Source organism: Faecalibacterium sp. An77 (genome assembly GCF_002161315.1).
Classification (GTDB): domain Bacteria; phylum Bacillota; class Clostridia; order Oscillospirales; family Ruminococcaceae; genus Faecalibacterium.
Map to the genome: position 1 here is coordinate 1 of NZ_NFHK01000030.1, position 13952 is coordinate 13952.

Below are 13952 nucleotides of genomic sequence, written 5' to 3' on the forward strand. Positions count from 1 at the left end.
ATGGTAGTTCATACAGTTCCCTCCGGTGGTTTGGTGGTGTAGTAACTCTATTCTACCAGGGTTCTGTATGAACTTCTTTTTATTTCCCTTAAGTGTTGCACTTGATAGTATAATTCACCGCATACAGGTTTGACCTGTATGCCCTCTTTCTGGTTGTTTGGTCAGGGGGTCACATCTTATTTGATGCTGTAGAGCATACATATGTGAAGCCCATAGAAGCCGATGCCTGCGGATTCCAGGAAACGATCCATATTTGGCTGCCAGTTATAGGAAGGGTAGAATACATAGCTGGAGTAGGAAATATAGCCTTTGCCGGTTTTGCTCTTCAGCTCGCTCAAAACGGTGTCTTTGTTCTCACCGCGGGCGATCCGGAGGGCAGCTCTGGACATCTCGGCGTCCCAGGACATGGGACTGACGCCGGCGGCCGACCGGGCTTCGTTGATATGGGTGAAATAGTTATACCCCTGCCCAAAGCCGTAGGCTGCCGGGACAGTGCCGCTGGCCATAATATTGCTCTGCACCACGTCGGCAGCATACAGGATGTATTTGTCCGGCACTTCTTCATAGGTTTTGCAGAAGCGGAGATACCGGATGGCCCCGCCGGCGGCGATGTTGTCCTCCACCTGGGGGTCAAAGACATAATCCACCCCGTGGATGTTGATGACGCACCAGGCGTGGCCGGTGTAGCCGCCGGCAGCCCGGTGGGTCTGGCCGGTTTGGATTCTGGCGTCAAAACCGATCATCCGGGCCAGCACCGCAAATGCTGCCGAATAATTGTCGCATACGCCCACCCGCTGAGTCATAATGGAATAGGCATCCTCTGCGAGCCAGCCGCCCTGGTTCAGATTGGACAGGACACTGCCATAGGAGCAGTTCTGAATCAGCCAGTCGTAGCAGCCCCGGAGCTGTTCATAGGGCGTGGAGCCGCCCACCTGGGCCAGGATTTGGTCTGCCACCGTCAGCAATGGTTCCGGCCAGTTGCGGTCGGGAGTAAGGGTGGCGTTGGCGATGCGGGCCTCTGTTCCGGTAAGGCTCTGCTGGGTCTGGTAGGCCTGCTGGGCATTTTCCTCCAGCACAAAAGGCTGCCCGGTCCGCAGGGAATAGGCGGCCCGGCCTTCGCTGGCGCCAAAGTTCAGATAGTGCAGATAGAGTTCTTCCAGATAGAGGTCTCGCCCGTAGGCTTGCATCAAGTCCGGGTTATCGCTGACATAGCGGGCAAAGTCAAAGTCGCTCACAGGGTCCGCCGCACTGGCCCCCATGGCCAACATCCCGCAGCTTGCCGCCAGCACCACCAGGAAGAACAACGCACGGTAAAGATGTCGTTTCATCATTGGATACCTCCTCACACGGCGGCTGCAAGAGCGCAGCCGCTCTTTTACTATAAAGATAGCAAAAAAGAGAAGGCGCGTAAAGCTTTTGGCGCAGAGATGTGATGTTTTTCTTCAAAGCAATAATAACAGGCGTTCCACACTGAAAAACGCCTATTGGACAAAGAGAATCACCCGCAGCTTCCCGAAGAACAGGGAGGCGGCGGGTGATTTGACTCTTATTCAAACTGCAAAAACTTGTAGGCCGGCACATCCAGCGCCTGGGCGATCCGCAGCAGGGTGGTCAGGGAGATGGGCTTGTACATGCCGGGGGCTTCAATCTGGCCGATGTAGGAGGTGGCCACTCCCAGCTTGTCGGCCAGCTTTTCCTGAGTGTAACCCTGCAGTTTGCGGTAGTAGGCGACCTTCAGGCCGATCATTTTGTATTCCTGTTCAAATTCACGTTCCATGGCGTACACCTCGTGTCTTCATTGTACGGAAGAATGGGATGATTTTTTATTCCATAAACATATTGTAATTATTACTGTAATAGTTATAATAATAAGTACAAAGGTTGTTGTTTTGCTTTGCTGCGTCCAAAATGCACACAGCGGATCACAAAAGGCACGGCATGGGAAAGGAAGGTCGGATATGTTTTTGGAGGATCTAGCCATACTGGCGGATATTGTAGGCGATATTGTGACGCTGCCGGTAAAAGTAGCCCACTGGTCGGTGGAGCTGGGCAATGATATCACCGAGACGGTGGCTCAGGACATTCAGAACCGGATCGAAGGGAACCCGGAACAGGAAGCCCGCACGTCCTATACCGTCCGGGATGAAGCGGAAGAAATTGTGGCCAAAAGCAATGCGCGATACCATGATGCGTTGGGCGGGATGAATCGGGACTGGAATGCAATGCTGCAGGAACGGCAGGAGGTTGGCGCGAAGCGGGAAGAGGTCTACCGAATGATTGGAAAGGCAGTTTCATCCGAGGCGTTGACCGAACTTCCTTCCAGCCGGGATCTCATGCCGAAGACGCCGTCTTGTCCGTCGATGGATTCTTTTGGGTTCAATGTGGGGACCTATATGGGTTTGTCCGCCGCCCAAATGCGGATGGAAATCGCAGAGGAATATTACCAAAAGGCCAAACAGTTCCGGGCCGAGATGGATCAGTGCATTGGTGAAATCCACCAGGTCCAGTACCGGGTCAAAGCCGTTCGGGATGCACAGGAAGAGGAAATGGCAATGCTCCGGATCATCCAGACAACCTACCAGAATCAGAGCGCTTCGGTGCTGGCGGAGAGCAACACCCTGCTGTACCAGATTGCAGAACTTGGCCTGCAGGAAGTCAGCGACCAGACCGCGAAGCGGTATCAGGAGCTGGTTCAAACGCTGAAAAGGCTGTGGCTTTAATCAAGGGGAAGGAGAAAGGTGCCATGTCCAATCTTACGGTTATGAAAGACGCAAATTTGCCCGCCCCGATGCCGCCGGAAGTGATGGCGGTCAACAGCGCAATGGAAGCTTTCCAAACGGCCCTGCAGGTTGGCGTTGAAATCTACGCCAAGGCAGAGGATGCCAAGACCCAGCGGGCATTGATTACAGCCCAAAAGGAAATTGCAGCGCTTACGGTGGAGGCCGAGACGCAGAAGGCGATGCATAGTGAAGAGCTTCTGCATGAAAGACGGATGAAGGTCCTCCAGATTATAGAGGATCTTTTGATGAGCCAAGCCGAAAACTTGACCCCGGGCATTTTGTCTGCCGCCCAGCTGATGATAAACTGTTTGCAGGAGTTGGACTGAGATGAAACAGGACAAGGCCAAGCAGGCTGAAAGGGAAGAGATTCAGCAGATTTTCGACCAAATCCGGATGGCAGGGGAACAGGTTCGGCAGAACATTTCCACCGCAAAAGATGCGCAGGTGGAAAAGTTGATGGAAGCCTATCAGGAGGATATCGCATTCCAGGCGGCCCAGGCCAGGCAACAGGATGCGCTGCTGCATCAGATGGAGAAGGCTGTGGAGGACGGCGACTTTGACAAGATGCTGGAAATCAAAACCCTGCTGGGACAGCGGAAAGAGTGAGCCTTCTGATTTGAATCCAAAATCGAATACATACTATATCCATGAAAGCCTCGGGGAACGACCCCGAGGTTTTCTTTGTTTCCAGCTATTTTAAAAATATCAAGGAGGAATCACCATGCACAGCTATGTCTACCAAGTATCATTGCAGCCCGTTCAATCGGAGTCCTACGCCAAAGCCGGCCACTTGCCCGACTGGTTCTACGAGCAGGTCTGCAGTTATGCCGAGAATGCCGACCCGTCCTGGAGGGAACAGGCCATCCAGGAACTGGCTCAGTTCCTGGGGCCCCTCTGTACCCGTACCGGCAGCCGACTGACCTTCAACCCCAGCCTGCGGGACGGATTTTTCCGCCGCGGGTATGTCTGCTTCAAGGCAGCGGCCGAGGTGTTGGCCCAGACGGCCTTCTCGGTGTTCAACGGCAGCGAGGTGGTGCCAGCCTTCGACCTGGCGCTAGACGGTCTGAACGACAGCTACGAGGACCGCTACAGCATCTACATCTACCATACCCAGACCGAAATCCTGGAGCCTCTGGACCGGTGGCTCCGGTACGCCGATCTGAGCAAACCGGTCTACATCGGCGGAGTGGTGAGTTACTACCGCTGAGCATCTGAGTAGCCCAATTTGTCTATGATGCGCCTTTCAAACGTGGGAAATGTGGGAAAAACCACATTTCCCACATTTTCATTTCACTGTCTTTGATTTACAAGGAGGAAAATACAATGTCTGCCAATGTTGAAACCATGTTTTATGTCCGCGAGAAACCCTGGCATGGTCTGGGTACCATGGTGGCTGAAGCGCCCGCTTCCGCCGATGCTCTGATCTGGGCAGGCCTGGACTGGCAAGTCCTGCAGAAGAATGTCCAGACCGAGGATGGAGGCTGGATTGCAGGCTACAAGGCCAACGTCCGCAGCACCGATGGCCGGGTGTTGGGCATCGTATCCGACCGCTACAAGGTGGTTCAGAACCAGGACGCTTTCCAGTTCACCGATGAACTGTTGGGCGAGGGTGTCACCTATGAGACTGCCGGCTCTCTCCAGATGGGCCGGAAGGTCTGGATGCTGGCCCGTATGCCCCAGCGGTACATCATTGCGGGGGATGAGATCGCACCCTATCTGGTGATCATGAATTCCCACGACGGCAGCCGCGGGGTGAAGGTGGCCATGACTCCCATCCGAGTAGTCTGCCAGAACACCCTGAACCTGGCCCTGAACAGCGCCAACCGTGTCTGGGCGGCCCGGCATACCGAGAACGTCATGAGCCGCGTTCGGGAGGCCAGCGAAACTCTGCGCCTGGCCGAACTCTACATGAGTGAGCTGGGCCGGGGTGTGGACGAGCTGGCCAAGATCAAGCTGTCCGACCGGAAGGTTCTGGACCTGATGCAGACCTTCTTCCCGGTGAGTGAGGAGATGTCCGACATCCAAAAGAAGAACAACCTGCGCCTGCTGGAAGACCTCAAGCAGCGCTACTGGAACGCGCCGGACCTGGCCGACATGGGGAAGAATGGCTACCGGTTCATCAACGCGGTGAGCGACTTTGCCACCCATGCCGATCCCATCCGCAAAACCAAGAGCTACAACGAGAATCTTTTCCTGCGGACCATTGAGGGGAACCCTATGATTGACAAAGCCTACAAGATGATCCGGGCGGCAGCCTGAATCATGAAGCAGCGTATCACCATAGGGCGGGACGTGTGAAGTCGTTTCACGCATCCCGCCTTTCTTGATTGTAAGGAGGTAAAACCATGTCCTTTACTGTGATTGCCAACACCGAAACCATGCCCTACACGGACTGGCTGGATTACCGCAAGCAGGGGATCGGCGGATCGGATGCCGCTGTGGTTTGCGGGATCAGCCGGTACAAGTCCCCGGTGGAGCTGTGGATGGAAAAGACCGGCCGAATGCCGGATCAGGAGGCAGGCGAAGCCGCCTACTGGGGCACCCAGCTGGAAGGGTTGGTGCGGACGGAATTCACCAAGCGCACCGGCATCCAGGTAGAACACCGGATGGAACTTCTGCGGAGTGACGAACACCCTTTCATGCAGGCCAACCTGGATGGCACCTGTGTCCATCCTGAATTTGGCCCCTGTATCTTCGAGGCCAAGACCGCCTCTGCCTTCAAGGCCGGGGAATGGGAGGACGGCATCCCGGACGAGTACTTTCTGCAGGTACAGCACTACATGGCCGTCACCGGATATGGCGGCTGCTATATCGCCGCCCTGATCGGCGGCAACTCCTTCCGCTGGAAGTTCATCCCCAGGGACGAGGAGTTGATCGCCCTGTTGGTCCAGCTGGAAGCGGACTTCTGGCAGCACGTTCAGAGTGAGACTCCGCCGCCCCTGGACGGCTCCAGCGCGTCGGCCCGGTTCCTGGCCGAGCGGTTTCCCAGCAGTGTGCCCCGTTCCACCGTGGCACTGCCTGAGAATGCCGCCGCCCTGGTTCAGCAGTACGACGAGGCCGGCCAGCAGATCAAGCTCCTCACCGAGCGGAAACAGGAGGCCGAAAATCTCTTGAAGGAAATGTTGGGCGACCACGAAACCGGCACGGCCGGGGACCATCTAGTTACATGGAAAAATGTTGTGCAGGAACGGCTGGACACCAAGACCCTGAAAGTCGAACATCCGGCCCTCTACAAGAGGTACGCCAGCAAAACCAATTGCAGACGATTCACAGTCAAAACCCTTTGATGGAGGTATATGATCATGGAAAACACCAATCTCAAAAGCCGTCTCAATACCAAGGTGCAGACCATACAGGAGGCCGAACAGTCCCAGCAGCTTGCCCTGGTCGAAAATGCTTCTCCGTCGGGTTACTTGGCCCTGAACGACAGCACCATGGAACTCATCCGCGAGAACCTGCCCGATCAGTCCTTGAATTACCAGCTCTTCGACGTGGTTAAGTCGCCTTCGGGCGGATCTACCGTGTTTACCGTTCCGGGACTATCCGGCGATGAAGCAGAGAAAGAGCTGACCGGGATTGTTCTGGGCTACACTACACCCCGGGCTTATTGGGACACCCCTGACCCGGTGGAGGGGACGCCGCCCACTTGTTTCAGCCATAACAGCCTTGTCTCGGAGAGCGGCAAAGTGTGCGCCCATTGTCCTTTCAATGATTACGGTTCCAAGGACGGCGAGACAGGGGCCAAAGCCTGCAAGGAATCGGTGCTGTTGTTCCTGCTGCGACCGGGCAATGTCCTGCCCTTGTTGGTGCGGGTGCCGGTGACCAGCAAGGGCCTGTTCCTCCGGTACACCGCCCGGCTCACCAGCGCCCTGACCCCGCTGAACGGGGTGGTCACCCGGATCTCCCTCAAAAAGGCTACCAGCCGGGGAGGCAAGCCCTACGCCCTCTTTCACTTTGAGGCGGTCAGCGCCCTCAGCCCCGAAGAAGCCGCCAGCGCCAAAGCCTTTGCCCGCCAGTTCATGGAGGCGGTGAAGGCCAGCGAGGCAATTCCTAAGCTGGAGGCGGCAGGGTAAAAATAGAGCTCAGGGCATGTCTTTTATTACAAATGCCCTGAGCTTTTTTTGTAGGAAATCACGTTTGTTAGATAAATAGATCAAATATCTGGGGAGATTTGCTATACTTGTCTCAAAAAAGCAAGGAGGCAAGAACAATGGCAGAGCAAAACAGTAATTGGAATGGAATTCCATTGACAGATTGTGCTGATCCCCATCAATCTGACACGAAGAATCAAATGAGCGCGAAGAAAGAGAAAGACGAAGAAAAGGGTACCCAAAAGGACGAAAAAAGAAAAAGCTGTACAAATCGGTGACTGTCCAGCTGAAAGGGCCATATCGCAAAATAGAGTATTCTCTCTATCGGCCCGCCAAAGGGGAGGCGTACAGACCACTGCAGGGCGCTAAAGTGGATCCCACATTGATCAAGAAAAAGAGTCCGACATGGAAGATGAAAAAAGTGAATGTAAAATATTCGCAAAGTAACGCTTTATCGACGGTTCGGGCGTTTTTCGACTTTCCAAGGGGCGGCGAGGAGGAAAGCCAGAAGGAAAGAGCAAAACTGCAATTGATGATTTTGCTGGGACAGATTGCCTCTGTTCTGATGAAGAACAATTTTACATTGCCTGTGGTCTATTTGGGACAAGGGTCCAAAGAAATCTACGATGCAATAAAAGCATTGTTGATTGCAGTACAGGGGGAAGGAACTTGGGAAGGAACAGGATGTGGACTAGATCGAAGTTGGCTGATCCAACCCACAGTTTGGGAAAATGCTTCTTGTGCTTCCCGAGACATGATCGATTATATTAGCGGCTGGAATGAAGATGGAGAGAAGTTTTGGGTTGGCTATGCCGAAAGTGCGGTGGCAATCAAGGCGGATGTGGACGAAACGATCCGAAATGAGATTTTGAAAACTTCGGAATTTATGGTTCCCATTCTGTTTGAAAAACCTGGTAGAAAAAAGGCGGGACATACTGAGATCAAGATACAGGGTACTTGCCTGATTGGATTGCAGACAAAAACGAAATCTTGCTTAGCAAACAGTGGAAATATGCATGAATGGATCGAACAGTTTATATGTGATTTTCATGAAAATGTGAAGTATGAATACAATGAAAGGAAAATGCCTCTGCAGGATATTTGGAGAAATAGAATAGAACTTTATCGTCCGCCCATGGATCAGAAAAATCATGAACAATCCATCGAAGAGGAAGATCTTTGGTGTGCAGCTATGGCCTTCTTGGAACAGCTGCTTGATTTTTTGAAAAACTATGGGATATTGAAAAAAACAGACGCAGATGAAATCCTTTATAATTATGGCAACTGGGTTCTGCCTGGATCTCCCCAGATGCGTGTAATAGAACCAATTTGTCGGCCGGTTGCGTTGCTTAATCAACCTGTATCCTCGGGGAAATATGATGACCTGGATATATTTTATGAATTTCTATGGGAGTATGAGTTTTGTGTTAAACATCTATGCGAAAAGGCAAAGCATGGATCGCTTAAATGCCGAGGAATTTTACATACATTAAAAAGGGAAAATGAAGAATATTTTATTGCGCCGAGGGATAAATTTTTGCAGGAGTACCAGCAATGGCTTGATGACAATGCTTATGAATGCTTTCCTTTTGAAGATGGTTGGAAAAAATGGGAAGACAAGCTGTATGAAGCGGGAGTAAAGTTGAAACGGAGTGATAAAGGAAAAGATTCCTGGCGGTATCAATATTATAAGGACCAGCCCCCTGTTTGATGCATTGGGATTCCGATGAAGGAAATCACAAAGGCTGCCAAAAAATATCATCTGCCCAATTTTGGATGTCGAAGTAAGTGGTCGAAGTGACTTCGAAGTGATTCCGAAGTGGCAAAAAGAGTCGAAGTGGTGTCGAAGTAAATGAATGCAAAAAAGAACGTGAAAAAGTTATGTTTTTGACCTTCTTCGGAACTTTGACGCCTTCGACTGGTTCGACACAATGGTTTAAATGAAGCCAAATAGGCTTTTTAAGGCGTTTTGGGCCGCTCTCCCACCCCGGTGGGAGGGCGGTCCTTTTTTGTGCCCGGGATACGAGGAACCGGCCTGGCAGCAGGGGATTTTCTTTTCTGATTTACCCCCGAACAGGAAAATAAACCCAAGGTCAAGGTATGCCTGCAGGGCCGCGGGTCATGAATGGAACAGGCATCAGGAAAGGAGATTTTTATGATCGATATGACAACGCAGGAGATCGCCCTCAAGTTGATCCAGGCGCTCTATGAGCAGGGTCTGCTGAATCAGGAAACCTACAATAATATTTTGTCTGCATACGCCCGCTAAAACAGAAGGGCAAACGTTGGCCCCGTCCTGGTCGAAGTGATCAGGGCGGGGCTTTTTTGATTGTGGAGGGATGATAAATGTTTGAGAGACTCGACGCCGGAAGGATCCGTCAGGTAGCTATTTATGGCCGGGTTTCCACCGAGCATGAGGCCCAGCTGTCGGCCTTTGCCAACCAGCAAAAATGGTACGAAGAAATCGCCGCCCAGCATAAGGACTGGCTGATTGTGGGGCGATATTATGACGAGGGTATTACGGGTACTTCGGTGGAAAAACGCCCGTCTTTTATGCGGATGCTGGAGGATGCGCGCCAGGGGAAATTCGACCTGGTGATCACCCGCGAAGTATGCCGGTTTGCCCGCAATACGGTGGATACTCTGACCATCACCCGGGAGTTGAAAAGGGCGGGGGTAGAGGTGTATTTTATTCGGGATAATATCTGGACCATGGACTCGGATGGAGAGCTGCGGCTGTCCCTGATGGCGACCCTGGCCCAGGAGGAAAGCCGGAAGATATCCGAGCGCGTGCTGGCGGGTCAGAGGATCAGCCGGAAGAACGGCACGCTCTACGGAAACGGGAATATTTTGGGCTATGATGATCTTGTGGACGGAAACTATGTCATCAATGCCCAGCAGGCCTACACGGTCCGAAAAATATTCGAGCTTTATGTGGGCGGTATGGGGTATAAACAGATCTGTGCCGAGCTGACCCGGATGGGGTGCGAGAATGCCCACGGGGAGGTGAAATGGAGTGTGGAGCGGATCGGCCGGATCCTGCGCAACGCCACCTATAAAGGCTACATCGGGTACAACAAATCCTGCAGCGATGGCTTCCTGACCCAGAAGCGGGTGAACCACCGGGAGGAGGATTTTGTCTACGTCAAGGGCAAATTTGAGCCCATCGTGTCGGAGGAACTGTGGGACCGATGCGAGGCCCTGCGCCGGAAAAAGAGCACTCCCCTGACAGGCCCTGACGGCAAGACCCGGAAGTTCATGCGGAAAGAGCCGCAGTCGGTCTGGACCGAGAAACTGCGGTGCAGCTGCGGGTCGGCCTTTCGGCGGTTTGTGTGGCGGACCAATGCCGACGGCCGGAAGGCCTACGGCTTTGAGTGCTACCGTCAGAAACGGCAGGTGAGCCGGCGCTATCTGGAAGCCCACGGCCTGGATGCCAGCACGGTCTGCCACAGCAAGAGCATTCCGGCCTGGCAGATCGACCTGATGGCCCGGACGGTGTTCCGGAGGGTGTGGGGCCAGCAGAAGGAAGCGGTCCTGATGGCCTGCCGGATGATTGAGCAGTGTGCCGCCCAGAGCGGCGACAACACCGCCGCCCTGCTGAAAGCCCTGGAAAAGCAGCAGGCCCAGTTGATGAAGAAGCAGGAGGGTCTGCGGGAGATGTGTGCGCTGGGGATGATCAGCCGGGAAGTCTTTCTCCAGGACAACGGGAAGGCTGCCCAGGAGCTGGCCGAACTCCAGAAGAAGGTGGAGGATCTCCAGGCCCAGAGTGCCGAGATGCCGGTATCCGCCCTGGACATGAAGCAGATTCGCCAGACTCTGGACCAGTGGGTGGATTTTTCGGGGACGGCCATTGCCGAGGAGGTGATCCGTCAGTTTATCCTCCAGGTCGTGGTGGTGGATGACGATACCTTCAACTGGACCCTGAACTTTGCCAGGGATATGCCGGCCGATCAGCAGAGGATGAGCCCCAGCGCGATCGCCCTGCAGCTTTACCGGGACCAGCAGAGCGCCGGGCAGGATGGGGAGATTGACACCCAGCTGAGCCGTCATATCACCAATCCCCAGCCCCTGCTGACCTTCACCATCACCCGGGAGGAGGCCAGAGACTACTGTCAGGAGATCGGCCTCAAGTTCTTCGGGAAAAAGTGGCGTGACAAGACCATCATTGTGAGTATCTGAACCGGGAAATCCTGAAAACCGGAAACGCCCAACCAGGCAGGCGGGAGGCCTGCCTGATCGGGTGTTTTTTCTGAGAGGTCCCCAAAAGGGGGCTGAATGCCCATTCGTCAGATGGACTTTTTGATCATCTTCCGGATCGAGGGGACTTCTGAAAGGTCGCTGTTGTTGCAGAGAGTGATGGGGTTGATGTCCAGTTTTTCAAAGGCATCATAGAGGGCGTCGATGGTGCGATAGTCCGAGAGACTGAACTCCTTTTTCATCTTTTTCAGGGCGGTGTCCAGCCCGGCGCCGGCACTGGTTTTCGCTACCAGGTACGTCATTCTCTCTTTTTTCTTCTCGGACAGGCTGGAGCTGTCGATGCGGCGAATGGTTTCCTGGTATGTCCGGTGGGTGCCCGAACAGGGGAACAGCCGCTCGAGGTAGTTTTCCAGGACGGGCCATACCGATCGATGGCCGACGCTCAGCATGGTATACAGGTCGTCCCCCCGATCCAGCTCCAATTTCTCCAGAAAGGATTTCCGCTTGAGGCTCACCTCAATCCGCAGAATCTTCTTGTGTTCCAGCTCGAACGGGCAGCGGCCGTACCGCTTCAGGTCGTATACCTTATCGTAGGCCTTGAAGGTGACCGTCTGGGAGGAGGCGATAAAGCAGTGCCTTGTTTCCTCGGGGGTGCTGCAGGATTGGCGGTCGAAACTCCGGGGGAGGTTTCCCTTGGAGAAGAGGCGGATGATTTCCACCAGATCGGCATCCTTGCTGAACCAGAGATTCATGGTCAGGTCCATCTGGCTCAGGCTCAACTCCTCAGGCGAGACAATCAGGTTCCGGTGGAAGGGATCGTCCTCCAGCTTGAGGGTGTGAAGAACCTCCTCAACCTGTTCCAGCAGCCGTTCGCAGGATTTCCAGGAGGGATCGAACAACTGGATGGGGGAACAGTTGCAGTCCAGAAGAAGGTTGGGGTTGATGATGATGCCAATGCCGTTGGAACAGTCGTGGCTCTGCCAGGGGATCAGCCGGATGCCCGAAGAACCCAGCGCGTTGCTTAACAAGGTTCGGTCGATGTTGTACGGGTCCCGGCGTAGAACCTTCAGCGGAGCCAGATCGGCCAGGGTGTCCATACATTTCTGGCACTGGGAATACGTCAGGCGCAGCGCATACAGTTCCAGCGTGTGAATGCCGGCGTCAACCTTCTTAATCTTCATGGCTGCACCTCCGGGCCTTCTGGCAGTTGGTGCAGTGGTTGCAGTTGACCGGGTCTTCTTCTCCCAGAGCAGCCACAACCTGGCGCATGATGCAATCATCACTGGCGGCAATCTCTGCCATCTCCTTCAGCCGGCGATCAACCCAGCTGCGGGTGCTCTTGCTGTACTGTTCGGAGCGCAGGATGTACTGGTTCAAGGGGATATCTTCTTCGCCATAGAGCAGCACCGCATGGGATTTCTGCCCGTCACGGCCGGCACGTCCAACCTGCTGGTAGTAGTCTACGACACTCAGAGGAAGCTGGAAGTGCACCACCAGCCGCATGGCCGCCGCATCCACCCCCATACCAAAGGCCGTGGTGGCGACCATAATTCTCTTGCTGCCATAGATGAAGTCCAACTCGTTGCGCTGCCGGCGGTTCGGGTCCATATAGGCGTGACACTTGGCGATTTTATCGGGGAACCGATCATCCAGATAGTTGAAGACAAGATCGGCATACTTCTTCGACGAACAGTAGACCACCACTTGCCCGGTGCTGCCATACTTGCGGATGTAGTGTTTCAGTCGCTTCAACCGGTACTTGATGTCACAGCCGGTGCAGTCTTCCTTTAATAAAATAATATTATCACGCCGAAGGCTCATCGTAAAGAGGCAGGGCTTGGTCATGCCAAGGCTCTGGGTGATTTCCTCGCGCTCTTGGGAAGGGGCCGTGGCTGTAAACGCGGCGATCACTGGCCGGTGACTTTGGGAAGCCATCCAGGAAATCCTCCTGCCCAGTTCCAGATAGGCAGGACGGAAGGTGGAACCCCAGTCCAGAACGCAGTGGGCTTCGTCGACCACCACCAGCCAGGGAGGATTGTCCCGGGTTGCTATCTGGAAGTCGACGGTGGCTACCTTCTCGGGCGTCATATACAGGAGCGAGAGTTTGCCTCGGCTCAGGTCATGGTAGATTCGACGGTGCTCTGCGTGGTTGAGACTGGTGATGTATGCGGCAGGGATCTTTCGGTTCTTCAGTTTCTGTACCTGGTCGCTGATGAGGGACAAGGTAGGTTCCACCACCAGAGTCCACTGACCCTTTTCCTCTGCCATGGTCAGGGCCGCAATCTGGTAGATGGCCGATTTGCCGGACGAGGTGGGAGCGATCACCAGGGTGTCGCGATGATCCAGGATGCTTTGAATGGGCTTGATTTGGTGTTTGCGGAGAGAGACAATCCCAAGTTGCATCTGTGCGTACTGGATGGATAGACTGGTTTTCATAAAAAATACCTCCTAAAGCGTGATATAGAGTCCAAGCTCTTATCTTAGCGTTAAGAGGCAAATCACATTTTAAATGGGGTTTGGTGACGATTTTTGAGATTTCACTCAATCGGGCTTTTTCACGAGAACTACCTTAATAGAGGGGTTCTCCGGAAAAACCGGGAAAAACATGTCGGTTAGTGCATACTTAATAGGAATAAAATGGGGCGTCAATCCATCGAGAGTATCGCGGAGAAAACGAGAGACGGCGTGTTTCTTTTTCGATTCATGGCACGACAATAGGATAAGACCCGGGAGAAAGATCGTGACAAAAAGACGCCGCGGCCGTTCAACATTTGTGTTGCGGCAGCCTTTTCATAAAAGAGAGAGGATGCAAGGTCTGAGCCGGACTGAGGGGAACTTTCTGCAGGCTTTTGACTCTGGAAAGTACAGCCTGTTTGGGGCAAAG

At 53.8% G+C, this 13952-nt stretch carries 14 protein-coding genes; 10 read left to right on the top strand and 4 right to left on the bottom strand.

Features of this window, described 5'->3' with window-relative positions; all coding sequences use genetic code 11:
- Window positions 1-176 precede the first annotated feature (176 nt).
- A complete protein-coding gene (locus tag B5G28_RS09920) occupies window positions 177-1331 on the bottom strand; it encodes a transglutaminase domain-containing protein (protein ID WP_087248327.1) in 1155 nt (384 codons plus the stop codon).
- 215 nt (window positions 1332-1546) lie between these two features.
- Window positions 1547-1777 carry a helix-turn-helix transcriptional regulator gene (locus B5G28_RS09925; protein WP_087248329.1) on the bottom strand — a complete coding sequence of 77 codons (231 nt, stop codon included), beginning with the start codon at window positions 1775-1777 and terminating at the stop codon, window positions 1547-1549.
- Window positions 1778-1958: 181 nt separating this feature from the next.
- Between B5G28_RS09925 and B5G28_RS09930 the strand changes: the two genes are divergently transcribed.
- The 10 genes from B5G28_RS09930 (at window position 1959) to B5G28_RS09970 (ending at window position 11050) form a co-directional block, all read left to right on the top strand.
- Window positions 1959-2720: a hypothetical protein gene (locus B5G28_RS09930; protein WP_087248331.1), complete on the top strand. Its 762-nt coding sequence runs from the start codon at window positions 1959-1961 to the stop codon at window positions 2718-2720.
- A 23-nt stretch (window positions 2721-2743) separates the two neighbouring features.
- On the top strand, window positions 2744-3106 hold the full coding sequence (locus B5G28_RS09935; protein WP_087248333.1) for a hypothetical protein: 363 nt from the start codon (window positions 2744-2746) through the stop codon (window positions 3104-3106).
- A 1-nt stretch (window position 3107) separates the two neighbouring features.
- A complete protein-coding gene (locus tag B5G28_RS09940; protein WP_087248335.1) occupies window positions 3108-3386 on the top strand; it encodes a hypothetical protein in 279 nt (92 codons plus the stop codon).
- Between the two features lie 115 nt (window positions 3387-3501).
- Window positions 3502-3987 (top strand): hypothetical protein, encoded by a 486-nt coding sequence (locus B5G28_RS09945; protein WP_087248337.1) that lies wholly within the window; start codon window positions 3502-3504, stop codon window positions 3985-3987.
- A 116-nt stretch (window positions 3988-4103) separates the two neighbouring features.
- Window positions 4104-5039 carry a DUF932 domain-containing protein gene (locus B5G28_RS09950; protein WP_087248339.1) on the top strand — a complete coding sequence of 312 codons (936 nt, stop codon included), beginning with the start codon at window positions 4104-4106 and terminating at the stop codon, window positions 5037-5039.
- Between the two features lie 86 nt (window positions 5040-5125).
- The gene (locus tag B5G28_RS09955) at window positions 5126-6067 is read left to right on the top strand and encodes a lambda-exonuclease family protein (RefSeq protein ID WP_242967574.1); all 942 of its coding nucleotides are present in this window, start codon (window positions 5126-5128) and stop codon (window positions 6065-6067) included.
- 15 nt (window positions 6068-6082) lie between these two features.
- Window positions 6083-6853 (top strand): hypothetical protein, encoded by a 771-nt coding sequence (locus B5G28_RS09960; protein WP_144265515.1) that lies wholly within the window; start codon window positions 6083-6085, stop codon window positions 6851-6853.
- A 137-nt stretch (window positions 6854-6990) separates the two neighbouring features.
- Window positions 6991-7149 carry a hypothetical protein gene (locus B5G28_RS14715; RefSeq protein WP_158099610.1) on the top strand — a complete coding sequence of 53 codons (159 nt, stop codon included), beginning with the start codon at window positions 6991-6993 and terminating at the stop codon, window positions 7147-7149.
- A gap of 134 nt (window positions 7150-7283) precedes the next feature.
- Window positions 7284-8582 carry a hypothetical protein gene (locus B5G28_RS09965; RefSeq protein ID WP_144265516.1) on the top strand — a complete coding sequence of 433 codons (1299 nt, stop codon included), beginning with the start codon at window positions 7284-7286 and terminating at the stop codon, window positions 8580-8582.
- A gap of 635 nt (window positions 8583-9217) precedes the next feature.
- A complete protein-coding gene (locus tag B5G28_RS09970; RefSeq protein ID WP_087248344.1) occupies window positions 9218-11050 on the top strand; it encodes a recombinase family protein in 1833 nt (610 codons plus the stop codon).
- Between the two features lie 107 nt (window positions 11051-11157).
- On the opposite strand, the gene B5G28_RS09975 is transcribed toward B5G28_RS09970, so the two are convergent.
- Entirely contained in the window at window positions 11158-12249 is a 1092-nt protein-coding gene (locus tag B5G28_RS09975) for a hypothetical protein (protein WP_087248346.1), read from the bottom strand.
- Entirely contained in the window at window positions 12239-13504 is a 1266-nt protein-coding gene (locus tag B5G28_RS09980) for a RecQ family ATP-dependent DNA helicase (RefSeq protein ID WP_087248348.1), read from the bottom strand. The genes B5G28_RS09975 and B5G28_RS09980 overlap by 11 nt, the downstream gene beginning before the upstream one ends.
- Between the last annotated feature and the right edge of the window lie 448 nt (window positions 13505-13952).

Excerpts from the sequence above, each read along its gene's own strand:
- B5G28_RS09980 (WP_087248348.1), bottom strand. The coding sequence starts at position 13,504 with ATGAAAACCAGTCTATCCATCCAGTACGCACAGATGCAACTTGGGATT.
- B5G28_RS09965 (WP_144265516.1), top strand. The coding sequence starts at position 7,284 with ATGAAAAAAGTGAATGTAAAATATTCGCAAAGTAACGCTTTATCGACG.
- B5G28_RS09970 (WP_087248344.1), top strand. The coding sequence starts at position 9,218 with ATGTTTGAGAGACTCGACGCCGGAAGGATCCGTCAGGTAGCTATTTAT.
- B5G28_RS09955 (WP_242967574.1), top strand. The coding sequence starts at position 5,126 with ATGTCCTTTACTGTGATTGCCAACACCGAAACCATGCCCTACACGGAC.
- B5G28_RS09935 (WP_087248333.1), top strand. The coding sequence starts at position 2,744 with ATGTCCAATCTTACGGTTATGAAAGACGCAAATTTGCCCGCCCCGATG.
- B5G28_RS09950 (WP_087248339.1), top strand. The coding sequence starts at position 4,104 with ATGTCTGCCAATGTTGAAACCATGTTTTATGTCCGCGAGAAACCCTGG.
- B5G28_RS09930 (WP_087248331.1), top strand. The coding sequence starts at position 1,959 with ATGTTTTTGGAGGATCTAGCCATACTGGCGGATATTGTAGGCGATATT.
- B5G28_RS09960 (WP_144265515.1), top strand. The coding sequence starts at position 6,083 with ATGGAAAACACCAATCTCAAAAGCCGTCTCAATACCAAGGTGCAGACC.
- B5G28_RS09925 (WP_087248329.1), bottom strand. The coding sequence starts at position 1,777 with ATGGAACGTGAATTTGAACAGGAATACAAAATGATCGGCCTGAAGGTC.
- B5G28_RS09940 (WP_087248335.1), top strand. The coding sequence starts at position 3,108 with ATGAAACAGGACAAGGCCAAGCAGGCTGAAAGGGAAGAGATTCAGCAG.
- B5G28_RS14715 (WP_158099610.1), top strand. The coding sequence starts at position 6,991 with ATGGCAGAGCAAAACAGTAATTGGAATGGAATTCCATTGACAGATTGT.
- B5G28_RS09975 (WP_087248346.1), bottom strand. The coding sequence starts at position 12,249 with ATGAAGATTAAGAAGGTTGACGCCGGCATTCACACGCTGGAACTGTAT.
- B5G28_RS09920 (WP_087248327.1), bottom strand. The coding sequence starts at position 1,331 with ATGATGAAACGACATCTTTACCGTGCGTTGTTCTTCCTGGTGGTGCTG.
- B5G28_RS09945 (WP_087248337.1), top strand. The coding sequence starts at position 3,502 with ATGCACAGCTATGTCTACCAAGTATCATTGCAGCCCGTTCAATCGGAG.